Genomic DNA, 15,514 nt, shown 5'->3' on the forward strand with positions numbered 1-15,514 from the left:
ATTATTACCTATCATACTATAAAGTACTCAATTCTGTCACATATGAAATTGCGCTTAGTAGATATAGCGGTGCTGTTTCGGCCCGTAAAATTCGTGGTCCCAAACCAGCTAACAAGAAACCTGCTGCTTGTAAGGCCTCAATTTCCTTTGGTGCAATGCCACCTTCTGGCCCAAAAACACAGATTAAACTTTGCCCTGGTTGCGCTGATTGTAGGCTTTGAACCAATTGGCCGTGTTCACCGGCTTTTGCTGATTCTTCGTACGCCACTAATTTAATGTCCGCTGATTCTTCAGCAATTGCCGTTAAACTCGCGCGCCATTCAATCACTGGCACATGGGTTCTATGCGCTTGTTCAGCCGCTTCTTGGGCAATCTTTTGCAGACGCGCTAGTTTCTTCACCTGCTTTTTAGCATCCCAACGCGCTACTGAAAATTGACTATTACAAAAGATAAAGCGATGTGTGCCTAATTGCGTCCCCTTTTGAACGATCCAATCGGTCTTATCACCTTTAGAAAGGCCACAGACAATCGTCGTTTCAATCGGCAGCTCAACATCTGTTTCCACGGCTGATTCAACTGTCACAGTCGCTTGTTTTTGCGTCGCATCTGCTGATTGCAATTGTGCGATAAAAGCTAATTCTTCTGGCGTCACGATTTCAATCTGATCGCCAACTTGCATACGCATCACCTTGAGCATATGATGCGCCGTTTCACCGGTTAATTGTAATGATTGATCAACCTTCACGGTTTCTTCAATAAAATAACGTTGCATTCATTTGACCTCTAATCTTCGTCCGTCTTTAGCCGCGTAATCAAGCCGACCCAATCACCCATATGAAGGCTTTCTTCAACCATTAAGCCGTTAGCGCTCAACGTTTCGCGAATGACTGCTTCTTTTTCAGTGATAATCCCAGCCAATAATAAGTGGCCGCCTTCTTTTAATAAGGCCGGCACTTGTGGAATCAGGGGCACTAAGACCACTGGTAACATATTGGCGACGATTACGTCAGCCGCACCAGTAATGCCGTGTAATAAATCGTTTGGTTTGGCAATGATGCCTTGTGTAACGGGGTTCAAATCAAAATTAGCCACCGCGGCATCCACTGCGACTTGATCTACATCGTACGCGCGAATATCTTGAACACCTAAATGAGCTGCCGCAATACTCAAGACACCAGAACCTGTCCCAACGTCGATCAATTGTTCACCGCCGCGTAAAACCATTTCTAACATTTGTACTGAAAGATGCGTCGTAGGATGCGTCCCAGTACCAAAAGCCATCCCTGGATCCATTCGGATTAAAGCTTCACGTTCATCTGTTGGTTGGTAATCCGTCCAACTGGGCACAACCGTTAAGAAACGGGTTAGACGGGTTGGTTGATAATACTTTTTCCATGCAGTTGCCCAATCATCATCGGCCACTTGTTGTAGATTAACGCTACCTTCACCAATTGATAAGCCGAATTCCGTGAGTTGTAACACGCGTTGACGAATCAACGGTAACTTTTCAGGAACAAAAACCGTTTCTGGGAAAAAGGCACTGACTGCTGCCACATCTCCGACTAAAGTATCGTTAATTGAGGCGTCTTCAATTTGAATGCCCTCGGCGCCAGCTTCGGTTAAAATATTTGCGATCGCTTCAACTGCTTCATTGACAGTTGCAACTGTGACTTTCGTCCATTCCATGTATTCTGCTCCTTAATGATTAAAACAGGCCAAAAGAATTTGACCTGTCGCTGAAATCTATTCTTAGTATTTAGGGTAAGTGTAGTATTTTTTAGCTAAGTCATCACTGGCTTGAGCAACGGTTGCTTGGAAAACCGTGTCATCCCAGTCCAAGATAAATGTTTCGTCATCTGATTCATCGTTTACAAAGGCAGCTAAGTGATCTTCGCCGTCATCTAATAGGTCTTGGAGATAATTGAAAACACCACGCCCGACTTGGGCATTCAAACCTTGGCGGCCAGAAAATGGAATGACAGCTAAATAGTTATCAGCATATTCAAAACCGTCGATTTTGCTTTCATCGAAGAATAAAATTGCATCTTCATAACTAATTTCATCTGATTCATTTAATTCGCCATTTTGATCTTCGACAGCCAATTCTTGGCTCTTCGTCACATTTAACGTGAATTCTAATTCGATCGCCCGTGATTGTTTATCCCAGTTGATGTTGATATCGCCGCTAAATTGTAAATCATCTAATTCTGCTTCAAAAAATTCTAACATGTTTTTTTCGACCATAATTGTCACCGTATCCTTTAATTTGTTCATTCATCGGCTATCAATAACAGCCGAACACCTGCTAATATCATACCTGATTACGCAATGAATCTAAAGCACTTATCATCTGAAACACAAAAAAAGCCGTGACAATTGTCTCCGGCTTAATCGATTTCTGATTGAAACGTCCAATTTTAGTCGGCCTTTTTTTGGCCCCAATAATTAATATCCATTGTATTAGCATCATAACGGTGAAATTCAATGCCTAAATCTTCAAGCGAGTGACTCATAACCCGCCCGTATAAACGCATATCAGCTTCTTCCGTATTATCCGCTGGTCGAATCGCGTGCATTAAAATAAACTTCGCCATTTCTTCTTGAACCGATGGGATAATCTCTGACAAAGGATCAAAGACCATCGTTACGAACCGAATCTCGTTGCTATCACCATCTTGCGTGAGTGAAACAAGTGGAAAACCGCCGAAATTCTGTCGCTGTCCTAAATAGGCTAGTAACTGATCAATCTGTTCTTTGGTAAAGCCTGATTTATAAAAAAGAAAATGCCAAGTCTGTCTATTCATAATGTCACCTGCTCAAATTTAAATTACCTTTATTATGCCATATCAGCGGTTGAAAAACTAACCATAGAAATCGCATGTAAAACTGTGTTAATTTGTTCACGTTGTGTTTCTTGATCATGACGCGCCGCTAAAACTTGCGCATAAACTTCTTTAGAAGGCCCTTCAAAAGAATGAACCATCGTTTCTGTTGCATCAACGTAGTGTTCAAGTGCCGTAATTAATTGCTGATTAATCGTGACAAACGCAGTTGGTGGTTGCACCGCAGCGACTTGAGTAACAAATGCCCGCAGGACCGTTAAATTTTGGTCAACGTAATGATCCAGGGTCGCTAACGTTTCACCGACTGTGCATCTTCCTAAAATAATATTCCTACAAGTTTGCGTACACTCGAAAAACACCGTTTCAAATACAGCGAATCTCTCGAGCAGTTGGTTCACCTGAACCACATAGCTTACAGCCGGTATTGTCTTGGTTGTCATCGATATCCGCTCCTTTAATTTTTCAATTAGTCAATAACTGACTTAAGCATAGATTATCAAAATAATTGGAATTTATTAAAGAATAAGCTCATACGAATCACTATTTTTTGTGAATTGGTTGCTGATATGGTTTGGTTAACCCCGAAAAGGCCACCCGAATCTTCTGATAATGCGCATCGTTATCCCTTGCTTGACTGACCAATTGCGTAAAATCATGTGCTTGAACACCACTTACTGTTTCTTGCCGTTTTCTAAACCATTTCATCACAATCAACTCCTTATTTAAAGTCATTATACCCCTATTCAACATTAATGGCGGTCCTTAAATTTACATTTTTAACAAATTGCCGTAAACTAACTATAATTACTAAAGGAGTGGCATCTATTTTGGGTAAAAAGAAAAAACAAGGACAACTCGCAAAGACCCTTGTCGAAAAAATATTAGACAAACAAAAGGTCGCCTATACACAATTTGAGTTTCCAACACACGAAGAACATCACGTCGCACAAATGCAGGTCGATCACTTGGATATTGATGAACATCTCATCTATAAAACACTCGTGCTCTCGGGCAAACAAACCGGCCCAATTGTCGGTGTCGTCCCCATCGATTGTCATTTGGACGAAAAGAAACTCAGCAAGATTTCCGGTAATAAAAAAATCGCGATGGTCCCTTTAAAGGATCTCGTAGCAACAACCGGGTACGAACATGGCGCCAATACGCCCGTTGGTATTTGGGAAAAAGCACATTTTCCAATCTATATCGACCAACAAGCCGAAAAAGAACCTTTAATCTTTGTTTCATCAGGTAAAATTGGCCGTTCAATCCAGATTAACCCCCAAGACCTGAGCCGGGTGGTCTCAGGCACTTTCGCAGATATTAGCGAAGACTAAAAAAAGGACATCAATTTGCCAATGTAATCACTACAACGAGTGATTTAACATTGCGAATCGATGTCCTTTTTTAATTCATATTAATCTAAATAGCCTGCTAAGTTGTGATTAGAAACAATCACCTTATCCTTCAACAAGGTTGGCGTCTTCACAATATTGTGAATGACCGTTTGTGGGGTCACACCCGCTTGCGCTAAAGTTGTTAGTGCATCGGATTTTACCACTACCTTCTTAATCGACTGACATAGTTTGATCGTTGCAACATACTGTCCCTCATCTTGCGCTTCGGTAATCTCGTATTTCCCATAAAAATGTTTGTTCACGGTCACTCATCTCCTTGTAAAAAGGATAACACAGTTAATCGTTTTATACAAATTACTAATTGTACAATAAGGTAAAACTATGTGTTCGGAGAACGATTACATATCACCCTACATTTAGATTCTATTTTTAATCATACTCTATTATTTTCTTTTTCTTCTATATAATTAAATGATTTTTATAACAAGTTTTGATATACTAATTAACAATGTGAAAAAGTGGTTTTATCAATAATTATTATTGAGTCCAAATACTGACGACTTAAAAAGCTGTATATATTATTGGAGGATTTGAAATGAGCACTAAAATTAAAGGTGCAGACGGTAAAGTTTACAAACAAGTCAGCGAGAATCAAGAAAGCCAACATTCACGTACAGCTGAAATGATTTTGGGAATCATGGGTGGCGTATTTGGGATTATCGCTGGTGTCTTTTCGTTCTTAATGGGTGGTTTTGACAGTGCAATCAACAATACTTCATCAAGTAGCTTGTTTGGATTGGGCTTCGGTTGTGTTGTCGCAAGCATCGTTGCAATTATTTTAGTATGTATGATTAATAAAAATCGCGTTGTGATGGGTTGGTTAATCATTGTCTGTGGCATTTTAAATATTGTTTTTGTTTCAGCATTTGGTGTTTTAAGCGGAGTATTAATAATTGTCGCAGGAATTCTTGCACTTATTAGAAAATAATTTTTTGGGGGTAATAAATTATGTCAAAAAAAATTCAAGATGAAAACGGGAATACTTTTGTAGAAGTTAAACCTTTGTATAAGCGCTGGTGGATCTGGGTTCTAGCAGTTGTCGTTATTATATTTATTTTCGCAGCACTTTCAGGGGGTAGCGATGATACTAAAGAATCAAATGCAACAGCTCACACAACAACTTCTGCTGAAAAAGGAAATTCTAAAAATAGAACCGATAATTCTAATAGTTTAACGATTGACTATAACAAGGTTCCTATTATTTCGGAAAAGACTTACAAACTTTCCGTATCTGACACTACTTGGAACTCGGCTTCTGTTTCTATTTCAAGCGCAAGAGTCATTAAAGTAAAACCTTTTGAATACAATTCAGAATCCGGTAAAAAGGCTGAAGGTTTAATTATTCTAAATGTAGCAGTTAAGCCTTCTCGTGATTTAACTGCTACATTCCCTGATCAAGGAACTATCATTACAAACGACGGACAACAGCAGGAGGCTATTATGCCTTCTATGAAGGGTGTAACAACTAATTGGGGTGGAGATATCGCTAACGGAGCCAATAAATCGGGTGACGTCATTTTCCCACTAGAAAAACTAAATAATATTTCCGATATTAAATCTTTAAGATATAAGTTTAATGCTAGCTATGATACTGATGATTACGAAGATGAAAATTCTAATCATAACTATGATTTAACTATTAATTTAGACTAATTATAAATACCCTCCACTCTGGTGAGACAGCCGCGTTCGATTCGCGGCTGGGGATTAGGCGATAACTTTCCCCATGAAAGGAATCAATAATGGAACTACTACTAACTCAACACGAAGCTGATGATTTAATTGCATCCCTAAAAAAATTAACACAAAAAACAACTAGAATCCTAACAGATGGCGATCGCGGAATAGTTAACATTTCCTCAAATTCTGGAAGGAAATTTTCTTTACGGTACTTCTATTCAAGCAACAATATTCATCTACAATTTATGGATGAAAAAATAAAATTAACTCTTATCAGAATGAATTTAAATGATAGTTTTCATAAAAATTCTACTGGCGAAAAGATATACGGAAACAGAGTTAATATATTTTCGGAGGATGAATTTTATTCAAAAGGAGATGGAACAACCCATACAAAAGCATCCCCTCTTCCCAAGGGCGTTTTAAGAAATACTAGGGATATTCTAGAAGCAATAGACGACCTTTTTAACTATACTAATACCAGCAACCGTGATAAACTTCAATTAACAATTCCGCAACCATTAAACTTTTAAATTCGTTAGAAAGGGGGATAAAAGATGGATACTCAGGATTTAGAAATAAAAAGCATCGCAAACAACTGGTCTTCTTGGATGACCGGGCAAACAAATTTCAAAAGACTAAATAATAATAAAATACAAGTTATTACACCTTTTATAGATAATTTCGGTGATGGTATTCTATTTAATATTATTTCGAAAGAAAATGACATTTATCAAGTTACTGACGAGGGTTATACCATCTGGAATCTTACTTCTAATGGTATTAATGTGAAATCAAAGCAATCTAATAGATGGCGAATACTGCTTTCTATTATTACCCCCTATAACTTTAAAATTGGAAAGAATGATACTATCTTTAAGTTAGTTAAAAAGAGCGAACTATCTCAAACGATAACAGATTTTATTCAGGTTTTAATAAATGTTTCTGATATTGCGTTTATGAACAGAACTAATACTGCTAGTGTTTTTTTTGATGATGTTAGAGATTATTTTAATGAAAGAAGATCTGATTATAGTTTTTTAAATACTATTTATGCTGATGGTAAAACAAGCCAAAAATATAAATTTGAATACTTGTTCACTCCAAAACCAAATGAATTTAAACTAACTAAAATGTACAATACCCTATCCAAAAATTCTATGGAAGCAATTATCGGTATTTGGAGTGACACTTCCGGGTTCAGAGAGAATAACTATGGCACCAACTCCTCATTCAATATTCTTATAAATGGTATATCCGATAAAGAAAAACCATTCATTGATGGACTTTTGTCTCACGAAATTGATGTTATTGATTTTCAGAATAAGAATGAAGTAAAAGATAAATTATCTATTAAATAAAAGCCCCTGTTGGGTTTTTTATTTGTCACTCAAAAGAACATACGTTTGCGTTTGTAAGCTAATTATTTATGTTTTACCCATTCCATTAACATTTATCTAGATTTATTTATGTAATTTATAAAATTAACCATTAATTTCCAAGTAAGAGGTGTCCCTATGTTTAAGTATGATAAAAATAACGCTATTACAGAATATATTAGCAAAGGCGAAAGAAGATACCTGTTTAGAATTTATGTTGGTATTAATCCCGAGACCCATAAAAAATCAGTTATCACTCGTCGAGGGTTTAAAACACCCGCTGCAGCTAATGCTGAATTTCGTAAAATAGAAGCTCGGGTTAAGAATGATAAGTATGTATTTAAATTAACTGATTCTCCTGCTCTTACCTTTCATCAAGCTTATTTAAAGTGGTTTAGTGAATCTTACCGAACTACCGTCCAATCTAGTACAATCTACAAAACTAAGCAGATTTTTGATTGTCACATCTTACCAGAAATTGGATCCATCCCACTAAATGAAATTACGCCTAAGCTATTACAACCAATTGTTAATCGTTGGGCAGATAAATACGCTAATCGTATTTTTAAGTATGCTTACACAATCAATTTAATAACATCGAATCAAAAAGATAAATTAAAATATGCCTTGGATGTTAACTTTGACTAATCAAAATTTAGCCAAAAACCGTAATTTGTATATTTGCAATAATTGACTAACCTGCTTACTTCATTTTTGACTAACCCTATAGAAGTGACTAACCTTTTTGACTAACCTTTGTCGGCGTATATAGGACAATATGACTTTTTAAATTAAACAAAAAAATAGCCGAATCACTGATTTAACAGCGATTCGGCTTACATAGGACAATATAGGACTTTAGCTTAAGGAGAGTACAGGATTTGAACCTGCGCGCCGGTATAAGCCGGTTCGACGGATTTCGAGTCCGTTGCATTACCACTCTGCCAACTCTCCATAACAGTAGTTATTATACCAGATTTATAACAAACTGAAAAGGCATTATTCTAACCTATCACCCACTAGAACATATTTATGCCACTGACCCTATGATCTTCTAAAAAACGTCGCTTTTCCGAGCGACGTTTTTATTTTCTTATTTTATTGGTTTAAATAATTATATAGCCCACGCATGGTTGCATCGTCTAATGTCAATGGTTTACCATCCAATGTGACTTCCGCAATTTGAACATAGTCTTCAAAGTCTGGCACTTCTAGTTGTTGATTTGCCACAAACTCAGCAGCTTTTTGATAAATTTTTTCGGCACTATTTTGACCATTTACATATTTAATGACTAACATTGCCTTCATCTCCATTTCAACTTTTAAACTCATTGATGAGTTGCTCATCTTTGACAAATTCATCATACATCACTTACTAAAAATAAGCAACGTTTTATCTTCTATTAAAGTTGCATGGTTCCCCCTATTCCCTTTTCCCCCCAACTCCGCTATACTAATACTATCTTATACTTTGACGATAGAGGTTCTCTCAGATGAAAATATCACCTTACAAGTTTCCTTTCTTCTTTGATTTTATTTTTTTAGTCGTGACGCTGTTCCAATCGGCTTTAATTTTGATCCTGAATCCACCATTTTCTAATTTCTTACCGACCTATATGGACGCTATCGGTAAGGTTTGGTGGTTAGCCTTGGTGGCGATTCTTTTGCATGTCATCGCCTACTTGTTGTCATTAGAACAAAATATCGCACTTTTCACTAACTTACTGGCGATCTTAGGTTATTTAACGTTAATTATCATTCCTAATTATTTATTACTCGCTATTATTTTCTTATTCGCCGGTTTAGTACTGGCACTCAAATCATATATCGCTCGTAATTAACCAATAAGGGGTCGAGGCAAAAGATACTTTTGTCTCAACCCCTTTTTTATCGTTATAAACGTGTCATTTCACCCAATCAAAACCCTGTTAAATATTATTTTGTGATATAATTAGTTTGAAGATAAAACTATTAGGAGGTCTCATCATGAAACGGTATTTTGTTATTTTAAATCTCATCTGTTTATTTGCGCTCCCTTTTGTAAGCCCTTACTTATTCGATAGAGGCGTCGCGCGCAATCAAACTCAAAGCCGGGTTAGTTTTGAAACACACCGTGGTCCTAAAGCTCATCATGCGACTCCTAGCGATAATGCCGAACAAAAGCTCAACAACTTCAACAACCGTTTCGAGGCCTACTTCGATGAATTGAAACAATCACCTGGTGCACTGCATGCATTACTTATCATCCTTGGTCTTTCAATCATTACCTTACTATGTCAGCCGCTACTTGCTTTGATGGCGACCCCTAAACCGGTCCCTATCAAAAAAACGCAACCGGCAGTTCCGAAGAAACCACAGATTGCGTCTTATAAGCGCCATTTATTAAGTTAGTTGAGACTTAATTTTTGATAGGTGTAATGGCCCTCTTTTAAAGATTGGTTGGCATAGGGCGTTTCATTTAATAGCGAAACGTATTCCTTAGCCCGTTGTTCCGAGCTAAACGCGCGGATCATCTTACTCTTCTCATAATAGAGTGGGTTTGCTTGATACATGACAATATAAATCCAATGGTTCATTTTTCATCACCTAACTTACAAAATAACCACATAAAGAAAGGCCGCCTCGCAATGAGTCGGCCTTTTTAAATGTCATCTTAACGACGAGCTTCTTTGATACGAGCTGCCTTACCACGTAATGCGCGTAAGTAGTATAACTTAGCACGACGTACACGGCCATGACGAGTAACTTCTAATTTAGCAACACGAGGTGAGTGTAATGGGAAAGTTCTTTCCACACCAACACCGCTACTGATCTTACGAACAGTATAAGTTTCACTAACGCCAACACCGTGACGTTTGATAACAACACCTTCGAATAATTGGATACGTTCGCGAGTACCTTCAACAACACGCACGTGAACACGTACGCTGTCACCAGGACGGAAGCTAGGAATATCTGAACGTAATTGTGACTTAGTAATTTCTTGAATTAATGGATTCATCTGAATCTCTCCTTTTTCACAGATATTCATTAACGTCTTGCGCCAGCGGAATACCGTTGTTTTGTGACTTATCATCACAGCTATCAATTTTAGCATAAATCAAACTTAATTAAAAGGCTTATTTTTCATCAGCCTCTTGTTTAATTTCACGTAACCACTTTTGTTGGTCTGCGGTTAGATCAAAATTTTCTAATAAATCCGGCCGGCGTTCATAAGTCCGTTTCAAAGACATCTTATCCCGCCATTCATTGATGAGTTTATGGTTACCGTTCATCAATACTTCTGGTACTTTTAAGCCGCGATATTCTGGTGGTCGTGTGTATTGGGGGTGTTCCAACAAGCCCGTTGAAAACGAATCGGTGACGGCTGATTGTTCGTTACCTAAAACACCAGGCACTAATCGTGAAATGGCATCAATCATCACCATAGCGCCTAATTCGCCCCCTGTGACGACGAAATCGCCTAATGAGACTTCATCCGTCACCAAGGTCCGAATACGCTCGTCATAGCCCTCATAATGGCCACAAATGAATACGAGGTGGTCTTCTTGTGCAAATTCTTCGGCAACCTTCTGATTAAAAGTAACACCAGCAGGATCTAATAAAATAACGCGTTTATGACCGGGATTTTTAGCATTCACCTGGTCCATCGCTTCAAAAATAGGTTGTGGCCGGAGTAACATCCCCGCACCACCACCATAAGGCGCATCATCCACCGAATTATGTTTATTGACTGAAAAATCACGGAAATCAGTGACTTCTAGATCAATTAAATCTCGATCGATGGCCTTACCGATAATTGATTGCGATAAACCATTTTGAACCATATCTGGGAATAAACTTAAAACATCAATCTTCATTATCAATCAATCCTTCTGGTACTTCAACGTAGGCCTTACCCGCTTCAATATCAATTTTTTTAATGACTGACTTCAAAAATGGTAGTAATAAATCAGAACGGCCGCGACGTTTGATAACCCACACGTCATTAGGACCGGGATCGATTATTTCTGAGACCTTACCATAGCTTGTCCCATCAGATTCTTCAATCACTTCTAAACCAATGATATCGCCGTAGTAATATTCATCGTCTTCAAGTTGATCATCACGTTCACTTGCCGCAATTTTGAGGTTGTGTCCCTTAAATAATTCGACGTCGTTAATGTTTCCTAAGCCTTCGAATTGTAATAAGTAAAATTGCTTATGTTGACGCATCGCAGAAACCGTCACTGGTGTTAAGCCATTTGGCATTTCAACCGCCAAGTGCGTTCCCTTTTTAAACCGTTCTTCTGTAAAATCGGTTGTCGCAATGACGCGGACTTCACCACGAATACCATGCGTATTCACAATTTTACCGACTTGATAGTATTTTTCTGGCATTTAATTTCTCCTTATTCAACAAAAAACGCTTAAACAAAACATCTCTGCTTCATTTAAACGTTTGATTAGGCATCTACAATATTTAAGCGAACGCGTTTTTGATAAGGTGTTTTCACACTATAGACAATGGTCCGGATTGACTGCGCTACCCGGCCTTGCTTACCAATAATACGTCCGATATCTGATGGATTAACCTGTAAGTCAAATTCCATAAAACGTTCCGTCTCATGTTCAGTCAATTTGACATCATTGGGATGTTCGACAAGTGGCTGAACAATTGCAATAATTAGTTCTTTCACGTCTGTCATAACAAATCCCTACTTTTTAGCGAAGCGAGCTTCGTGATATTTTTGCATAATCCCTTGTTTTGATAAAAGATTACGTACTGTATCAGAAGGTTGTGCGCCTTTTTGTAACCAGTCCATGATAACTTCTTCTTCTAACTTCAAGTCAACAGGTTCTGTTAATGGATTGTAGTAACCTACTTGTTGGATAAAGCGACCATCACGTGGTGAACGTGAATCTGCAACAACGATACGGTAGAATGGGCGTTTTTTAGAACCCATACGTTTCATACGAATTTTAACTGACATTAATGCCACCTCCTATTAATTCTTTAACATGTCATAATATACCAAATTTTAAAGGCCGTGTAAAGTGTTTTTTCTTTACAGGGCGAATTTTTTTAAGATTTAAAACGACGTGCGTTCTTAAGACGTTTTTTCTTGTTCTTCTTTTGCTTCTTCATCATTGAGTTCATGGCCATCTTACCCATTTTACCCTTGATGCCGTTGCCCATTAAACCTTCCATGCCATTAAAGTTACCTTTTGACATTTGGTTCATCATCTTCTTGGATTGATTAAACTGTTTGATCATCCGATTAACTTCAACGATTGGCCGGCCAGCACCGGCGGCTAATCGACGACGACGACTTGGGTTTAATAAGTCTGGATTTTCCCGTTCTTGCGGTGTCATTGATTGCACAATCGCCTTCATGTGGGTCATATCCTTAGGATCCATCTTGATATTTTTAAGTTGGGGGTTATTAGCCATCCCCGGAATCATCTTCATGATATCTTCCAATGGTCCCATATTTTGCAATTGATCCATTTGATCGAGGAAGTCGTTAAAATCAAAGCTATTTTCTTTGATTTTTTCGGCCATATCAACCGCTTTTTGTTCATCGTAATCTTCTTGAGCCTTTTCAATCAAGCTCAACATGTCGCCCATCCCTAAGATTCGGCTACTCATCCGATCAGGATAGAAGACATCTAATTGGTTTAATTTTTCACCTTGACCAGTGAACTTGATTGGCTTGCCGGTTACCGCACGAATTGAAAGGGCAGCCCCACCACGTGTGTCACCGTCTAATTTAGTTAAGACAACCCCGGTGATGTCTAAGCGGCTGTTAAAGCCTTCAGCAACGTCAACCGCAGCTTGCCCAGTCATCGCATCAACTGTTAACAAGATTTCATTAGGATGGGCTAAATCATTGATATCAGCCAATTCTTGCATTAGCGCTTCATCAATTTGTAAACGACCGGCCGTATCAATTAAGACGTAGTCGTTCTTTTGTAAAGCAGCTTGTGCCAACCCTTGGCGTACGATTTCAACCGGATTAACATCCGTACCCATTTCAAAGACTGGGGCCCCAACTTGTTCCCCAACCGTCTTCAATTGATCGATAGCGGCTGGACGATAAATATCGGCCGCAATCATCAACGGCCGTGCTTTTTCATTTTTAATTAAATAAGTGGCTAATTTCCCAGCAGTCGTGGTTTTCCCGGCCCCTTGAAGCCCGACCATCATAATAATCGTTGGAATTTTTGGTGATTTGTTCAACGGTACAGCCGTTTCACCCATCATCTTGGTTAATTCTTCATCAACAATCTTAACGATTTGTTGTGCTGGTGAGAGACTCTCCAACACTTCCGTTCCGATTGCCTTTTCCTTAACGACTTTAATGAAGTCCTTAACGACTTTAAAGTTAACATCGGCTTCTAATAACGCTAAGCGAATTTCACGCATCGCTTGGTTGACGTCAGCTTCAGTAACCTTCCCTTTACGACGTAATTTACTTAATGCACCTTGTAATCTTTCTGTTAGTCCTTCAAATGCCATTAATGATCATTCCTTTAAATTGATTTATTGTTCAGTGAGATTCAGCAAGTCTGCCAAGAGTTTGGCTAATTGCTGATCATTTGGATACTGAGCTTGAATATACTTCTGGAGCGCGTCTGCACTAGCGTTTTGCTGTTCGTAATTTTGAAACAGATGCAACTTAGCCTCATAGCCCTCAAGAATTTTTTCAGTCCGGCGGATATTATCATAAACCGCTTGTCGACTGACTTGATACTCTTCGGCAATTTCGCCTAATGAGAAATCATCGCCATAATATAATGAGAGATAACTATGTTGTTTCGCCGTTAAAAGTGCGCCATAAAATTCAAATAGTGAATTCATTCGTGCGTTTTGTGCGAGTTCCATTTGACGCCTCCAAATAGTAGATTGACCTAAGTACTAGAGTACCTATTTTGACGGGGTTAGTCAACTTTTATTCCGGATTAGCGCACTAAAAAACACACTCTAAATTGAGTGTGTTTTAAATTAATCTAGTGTGTCTTTGTTTTTTGAATTAAGCGTGCGATATTCATACTTGTTTGGGTTAAATTAGCCTTGGTATTAGCCAACGCTTTTTCCAATGACATGACCCCCGGTGTTGAACAAAAGATACTATCAATGCCTAAATCATAGAGTACGTCAGTTCCTTCACCGATATTACCGGCAATCGCAATCACGGTTGCTTGCGGATTAACCGCTTTGACCGCTTGCGCGACACCAATCGGGGTTTTCCCATATTGCGTTTGGAAATCGATCCCACCTTCACCAGTGATGACGATATCGGCGTCTGCAACAGCCGTTTTGAGTTGCGTTTTTTCAATCACAATTTCAACGCCTGGCTGTAATTGTGCCTTCGTAAAGCCTAACAAACCAGCCCCCAAGCCACCAGCCGCACCGGCACCTGGTGTTTGCGCAACACTGACGCCTAAATCACGCTCGATAATGGCCGCGTAGTGCGCTAAGTTTTGATCCAACTGTGCAACCATTTCAGGTGTCGCCCCTTTTTGCGGACCAAAGACGGCTGAGGCACCTTTTTCACCGATTAAAGGATTAGTAACGTCCGACGCAATGACGATTTTAACGTCCGCTAAGGCTGGTAACATCCTAGTTGCATCGATGCTTGCTAAGTCAGCCAAAGCACCGCCACCAAACGCTAAGGCTCGCTGGTCGGCATTCAATAATTGAACGCCGAGGGCTTGCGCCATTCCGGCACCACCGTCATTGGTGGCACTACCGCCAAGACCGATAATAATCGTTTTAACACCCTGTTTAACAGCCGCTTCAATCAACTGACCCGTGCCGTATGTCGTCGTTAACAACGGATTGCGTGTTTGTTCATTAATGAATTGAATCCCACTGGCAGCGGCCATTTCAATGACCGCTGTTTCTTGATCGCCTAGAATTCCATATTGCGCAGTAACTTTTTGTCCTAAAGGATTCACGACTTCAGCCGTTAGAAACCGACCGCCTGTGGCATCAACCATCGATTGCACAGTTCCCTCGCCGCCATCTGCCATGGGAACTTCAACATAAGTTGCTTTTGGAAAAACTTTTTCAAACCCGGCCCGCATCGCATGACTCGCTTCGATGGCCGTCACTGAATTTTTGAATGAATCTGGTGCTAATACAATTTTCATTTTATTTACCTCGTCACTAACGTCATTTTACAATAACAATCAAAAAATAGCGACTACC

25 protein-coding genes and 1 tRNA gene are annotated in these 15,514 nt (G+C 39.0%); 8 read left to right on the forward strand and 18 right to left on the reverse strand.

Annotated features, from left to right (window positions below; genetic code table 11):
• Positions 1 to 16 precede the first annotated feature (16 nt).
• From LEUCM_RS08470 to LEUCM_RS09920, 6 genes are all read right to left on the reverse strand, one after another.
• Complete coding sequence (locus LEUCM_RS08470; RefSeq protein WP_016264901.1) at positions 17 to 772, reverse strand: 16S rRNA (uracil(1498)-N(3))-methyltransferase; 756 nt, start codon at positions 770 to 772, stop codon at positions 17 to 19.
• Between the two features lie 11 nt (positions 773 to 783).
• Positions 784 to 1,686 carry a 50S ribosomal protein L11 methyltransferase gene (gene prmA / locus LEUCM_RS08475; protein WP_011374441.1) on the reverse strand — a complete coding sequence of 301 codons (903 nt, stop codon included), beginning with the start codon at positions 1,684 to 1,686 and terminating at the stop codon, positions 784 to 786.
• Between the two features lie 63 nt (positions 1,687 to 1,749).
• Positions 1,750 to 2,274: a DUF3013 family protein gene (locus tag LEUCM_RS08480; protein ID WP_016264899.1), complete on the reverse strand. Its 525-nt coding sequence runs from the start codon at positions 2,272 to 2,274 to the stop codon at positions 1,750 to 1,752.
• A 143-nt stretch (positions 2,275 to 2,417) separates the two neighbouring features.
• Entirely contained in the window at positions 2,418 to 2,804 is a 387-nt protein-coding gene (locus tag LEUCM_RS08485) for a hypothetical protein (protein ID WP_011374439.1), read from the reverse strand.
• 32 nt (positions 2,805 to 2,836) lie between these two features.
• The gene (locus LEUCM_RS08490) at positions 2,837 to 3,283 is read right to left on the reverse strand and encodes a hypothetical protein (protein WP_025015846.1); all 447 of its coding nucleotides are present in this window, start codon (positions 3,281 to 3,283) and stop codon (positions 2,837 to 2,839) included.
• Between the two features lie 100 nt (positions 3,284 to 3,383).
• On the reverse strand, positions 3,384 to 3,548 hold the full coding sequence (locus LEUCM_RS09920) for a hypothetical protein (RefSeq protein WP_011374437.1): 165 nt from the start codon (positions 3,546 to 3,548) through the stop codon (positions 3,384 to 3,386).
• Positions 3,549 to 3,670: 122 nt separating this feature from the next.
• On the opposite strand from LEUCM_RS09920, the gene ybaK reads away from it, so the two are divergent.
• On the forward strand, positions 3,671 to 4,177 hold the full coding sequence (gene ybaK, locus LEUCM_RS08495) for a Cys-tRNA(Pro) deacylase (protein ID WP_011374436.1): 507 nt from the start codon (positions 3,671 to 3,673) through the stop codon (positions 4,175 to 4,177).
• 80 nt (positions 4,178 to 4,257) lie between these two features.
• On the opposite strand, the gene LEUCM_RS08500 is transcribed toward ybaK, so the two are convergent.
• Complete coding sequence (locus LEUCM_RS08500; protein ID WP_025015847.1) at positions 4,258 to 4,500, reverse strand: hypothetical protein; 243 nt, start codon at positions 4,498 to 4,500, stop codon at positions 4,258 to 4,260.
• A 293-nt stretch (positions 4,501 to 4,793) separates the two neighbouring features.
• Between LEUCM_RS08500 and LEUCM_RS08505 the strand changes: the two genes are divergently transcribed.
• The 5 genes from LEUCM_RS08505 to LEUCM_RS08525 all read left to right on the forward strand — a co-directional run bounded on the left by LEUCM_RS08505 (position 4,794) and on the right by LEUCM_RS08525 (position 7,965).
• Positions 4,794 to 5,186 carry a DUF4064 domain-containing protein gene (locus tag LEUCM_RS08505; protein ID WP_016264896.1) on the forward strand — a complete coding sequence of 131 codons (393 nt, stop codon included), beginning with the start codon at positions 4,794 to 4,796 and terminating at the stop codon, positions 5,184 to 5,186.
• A gap of 20 nt (positions 5,187 to 5,206) precedes the next feature.
• Positions 5,207 to 5,911 carry a hypothetical protein gene (locus tag LEUCM_RS08510; RefSeq protein ID WP_016264895.1) on the forward strand — a complete coding sequence of 235 codons (705 nt, stop codon included), beginning with the start codon at positions 5,207 to 5,209 and terminating at the stop codon, positions 5,909 to 5,911.
• An 89-nt stretch (positions 5,912 to 6,000) separates the two neighbouring features.
• Positions 6,001 to 6,471 (forward strand): DUF6978 family protein, encoded by a 471-nt coding sequence (locus LEUCM_RS08515; RefSeq protein ID WP_051524259.1) that lies wholly within the window; start codon positions 6,001 to 6,003, stop codon positions 6,469 to 6,471.
• A 24-nt stretch (positions 6,472 to 6,495) separates the two neighbouring features.
• Positions 6,496 to 7,299 carry a DUF1828 domain-containing protein gene (locus LEUCM_RS08520; RefSeq protein WP_025015849.1) on the forward strand — a complete coding sequence of 268 codons (804 nt, stop codon included), beginning with the start codon at positions 6,496 to 6,498 and terminating at the stop codon, positions 7,297 to 7,299.
• 156 nt (positions 7,300 to 7,455) lie between these two features.
• Positions 7,456 to 7,965 (forward strand): N-terminal phage integrase SAM-like domain-containing protein, encoded by a 510-nt coding sequence (locus LEUCM_RS08525; protein WP_025015850.1) that lies wholly within the window; start codon positions 7,456 to 7,458, stop codon positions 7,963 to 7,965.
• A 218-nt stretch (positions 7,966 to 8,183) separates the two neighbouring features.
• Here the strand turns inward: LEUCM_RS08525 and LEUCM_RS08530 are convergent.
• Positions 8,184 to 8,271: transfer RNA gene (locus tag LEUCM_RS08530), tRNA-Ser, on the reverse strand.
• Between the two features lie 144 nt (positions 8,272 to 8,415).
• Positions 8,416 to 8,649, reverse strand: a complete 234-nt coding sequence (locus LEUCM_RS08535; RefSeq protein ID WP_016264893.1) for a hypothetical protein — start codon at positions 8,647 to 8,649, stop codon at positions 8,416 to 8,418.
• Between the two features lie 161 nt (positions 8,650 to 8,810).
• Between LEUCM_RS08535 and LEUCM_RS08540 the strand changes: the two genes are divergently transcribed.
• Together LEUCM_RS08540 and LEUCM_RS08545 are read left to right on the forward strand one after the other, a co-directional pair.
• On the forward strand, positions 8,811 to 9,158 hold the full coding sequence (locus tag LEUCM_RS08540; RefSeq protein ID WP_011374430.1) for a hypothetical protein: 348 nt from the start codon (positions 8,811 to 8,813) through the stop codon (positions 9,156 to 9,158).
• A 145-nt stretch (positions 9,159 to 9,303) separates the two neighbouring features.
• Positions 9,304 to 9,708 (forward strand): hypothetical protein, encoded by a 405-nt coding sequence (locus LEUCM_RS08545; protein ID WP_025015852.1) that lies wholly within the window; start codon positions 9,304 to 9,306, stop codon positions 9,706 to 9,708.
• Here the strand turns inward: LEUCM_RS08545 and LEUCM_RS08550 are convergent.
• The 9 genes from LEUCM_RS08550 to LEUCM_RS08590 all read right to left on the reverse strand — a co-directional run bounded on the left by LEUCM_RS08550 (position 9,705) and on the right by LEUCM_RS08590 (position 15,456).
• Positions 9,705 to 9,893 carry a hypothetical protein gene (locus LEUCM_RS08550; protein WP_011374428.1) on the reverse strand — a complete coding sequence of 63 codons (189 nt, stop codon included), beginning with the start codon at positions 9,891 to 9,893 and terminating at the stop codon, positions 9,705 to 9,707. The genes LEUCM_RS08545 and LEUCM_RS08550 overlap by 4 nt on opposite strands.
• A gap of 77 nt (positions 9,894 to 9,970) precedes the next feature.
• Positions 9,971 to 10,318: a 50S ribosomal protein L19 gene (gene rplS, locus LEUCM_RS08555; RefSeq protein ID WP_011374427.1), complete on the reverse strand. Its 348-nt coding sequence runs from the start codon at positions 10,316 to 10,318 to the stop codon at positions 9,971 to 9,973.
• Between the two features lie 118 nt (positions 10,319 to 10,436).
• Positions 10,437 to 11,177 carry a tRNA (guanosine(37)-N1)-methyltransferase TrmD gene (gene trmD / locus LEUCM_RS08560; protein ID WP_016264890.1) on the reverse strand — a complete coding sequence of 247 codons (741 nt, stop codon included), beginning with the start codon at positions 11,175 to 11,177 and terminating at the stop codon, positions 10,437 to 10,439.
• Positions 11,167 to 11,697, reverse strand: a complete 531-nt coding sequence (gene rimM, locus LEUCM_RS08565; RefSeq protein WP_011374425.1) for a ribosome maturation factor RimM — start codon at positions 11,695 to 11,697, stop codon at positions 11,167 to 11,169. The genes trmD and rimM overlap by 11 nt, the downstream gene beginning before the upstream one ends.
• Positions 11,698 to 11,762: 65 nt before the next feature.
• Complete coding sequence (locus tag LEUCM_RS08570; RefSeq protein WP_025015853.1) at positions 11,763 to 12,005, reverse strand: KH domain-containing protein; 243 nt, start codon at positions 12,003 to 12,005, stop codon at positions 11,763 to 11,765.
• A 9-nt stretch (positions 12,006 to 12,014) separates the two neighbouring features.
• Entirely contained in the window at positions 12,015 to 12,290 is a 276-nt protein-coding gene (rpsP, locus tag LEUCM_RS08575) for a 30S ribosomal protein S16 (RefSeq protein ID WP_011374423.1), read from the reverse strand.
• 92 nt (positions 12,291 to 12,382) lie between these two features.
• Entirely contained in the window at positions 12,383 to 13,819 is a 1,437-nt protein-coding gene (gene ffh, locus LEUCM_RS08580) for a signal recognition particle protein (RefSeq protein WP_016264889.1), read from the reverse strand.
• A 24-nt stretch (positions 13,820 to 13,843) separates the two neighbouring features.
• Positions 13,844 to 14,185, reverse strand: coding sequence for a putative DNA-binding protein (locus LEUCM_RS08585; RefSeq protein WP_011374421.1), 342 nt, complete (start codon positions 14,183 to 14,185; stop codon positions 13,844 to 13,846).
• A gap of 125 nt (positions 14,186 to 14,310) precedes the next feature.
• Positions 14,311 to 15,456 (reverse strand): glycerate kinase, encoded by a 1,146-nt coding sequence (locus LEUCM_RS08590; protein ID WP_025015854.1) that lies wholly within the window; start codon positions 15,454 to 15,456, stop codon positions 14,311 to 14,313.
• Positions 15,457 to 15,514: the final 58 nt, after the last annotated feature.

Source organism: Latilactobacillus sakei subsp. sakei DSM 20017 = JCM 1157 (assembly GCF_002370355.1).
GTDB classification, from domain to species: domain Bacteria; phylum Bacillota; class Bacilli; order Lactobacillales; family Lactobacillaceae; genus Latilactobacillus; species Latilactobacillus sakei.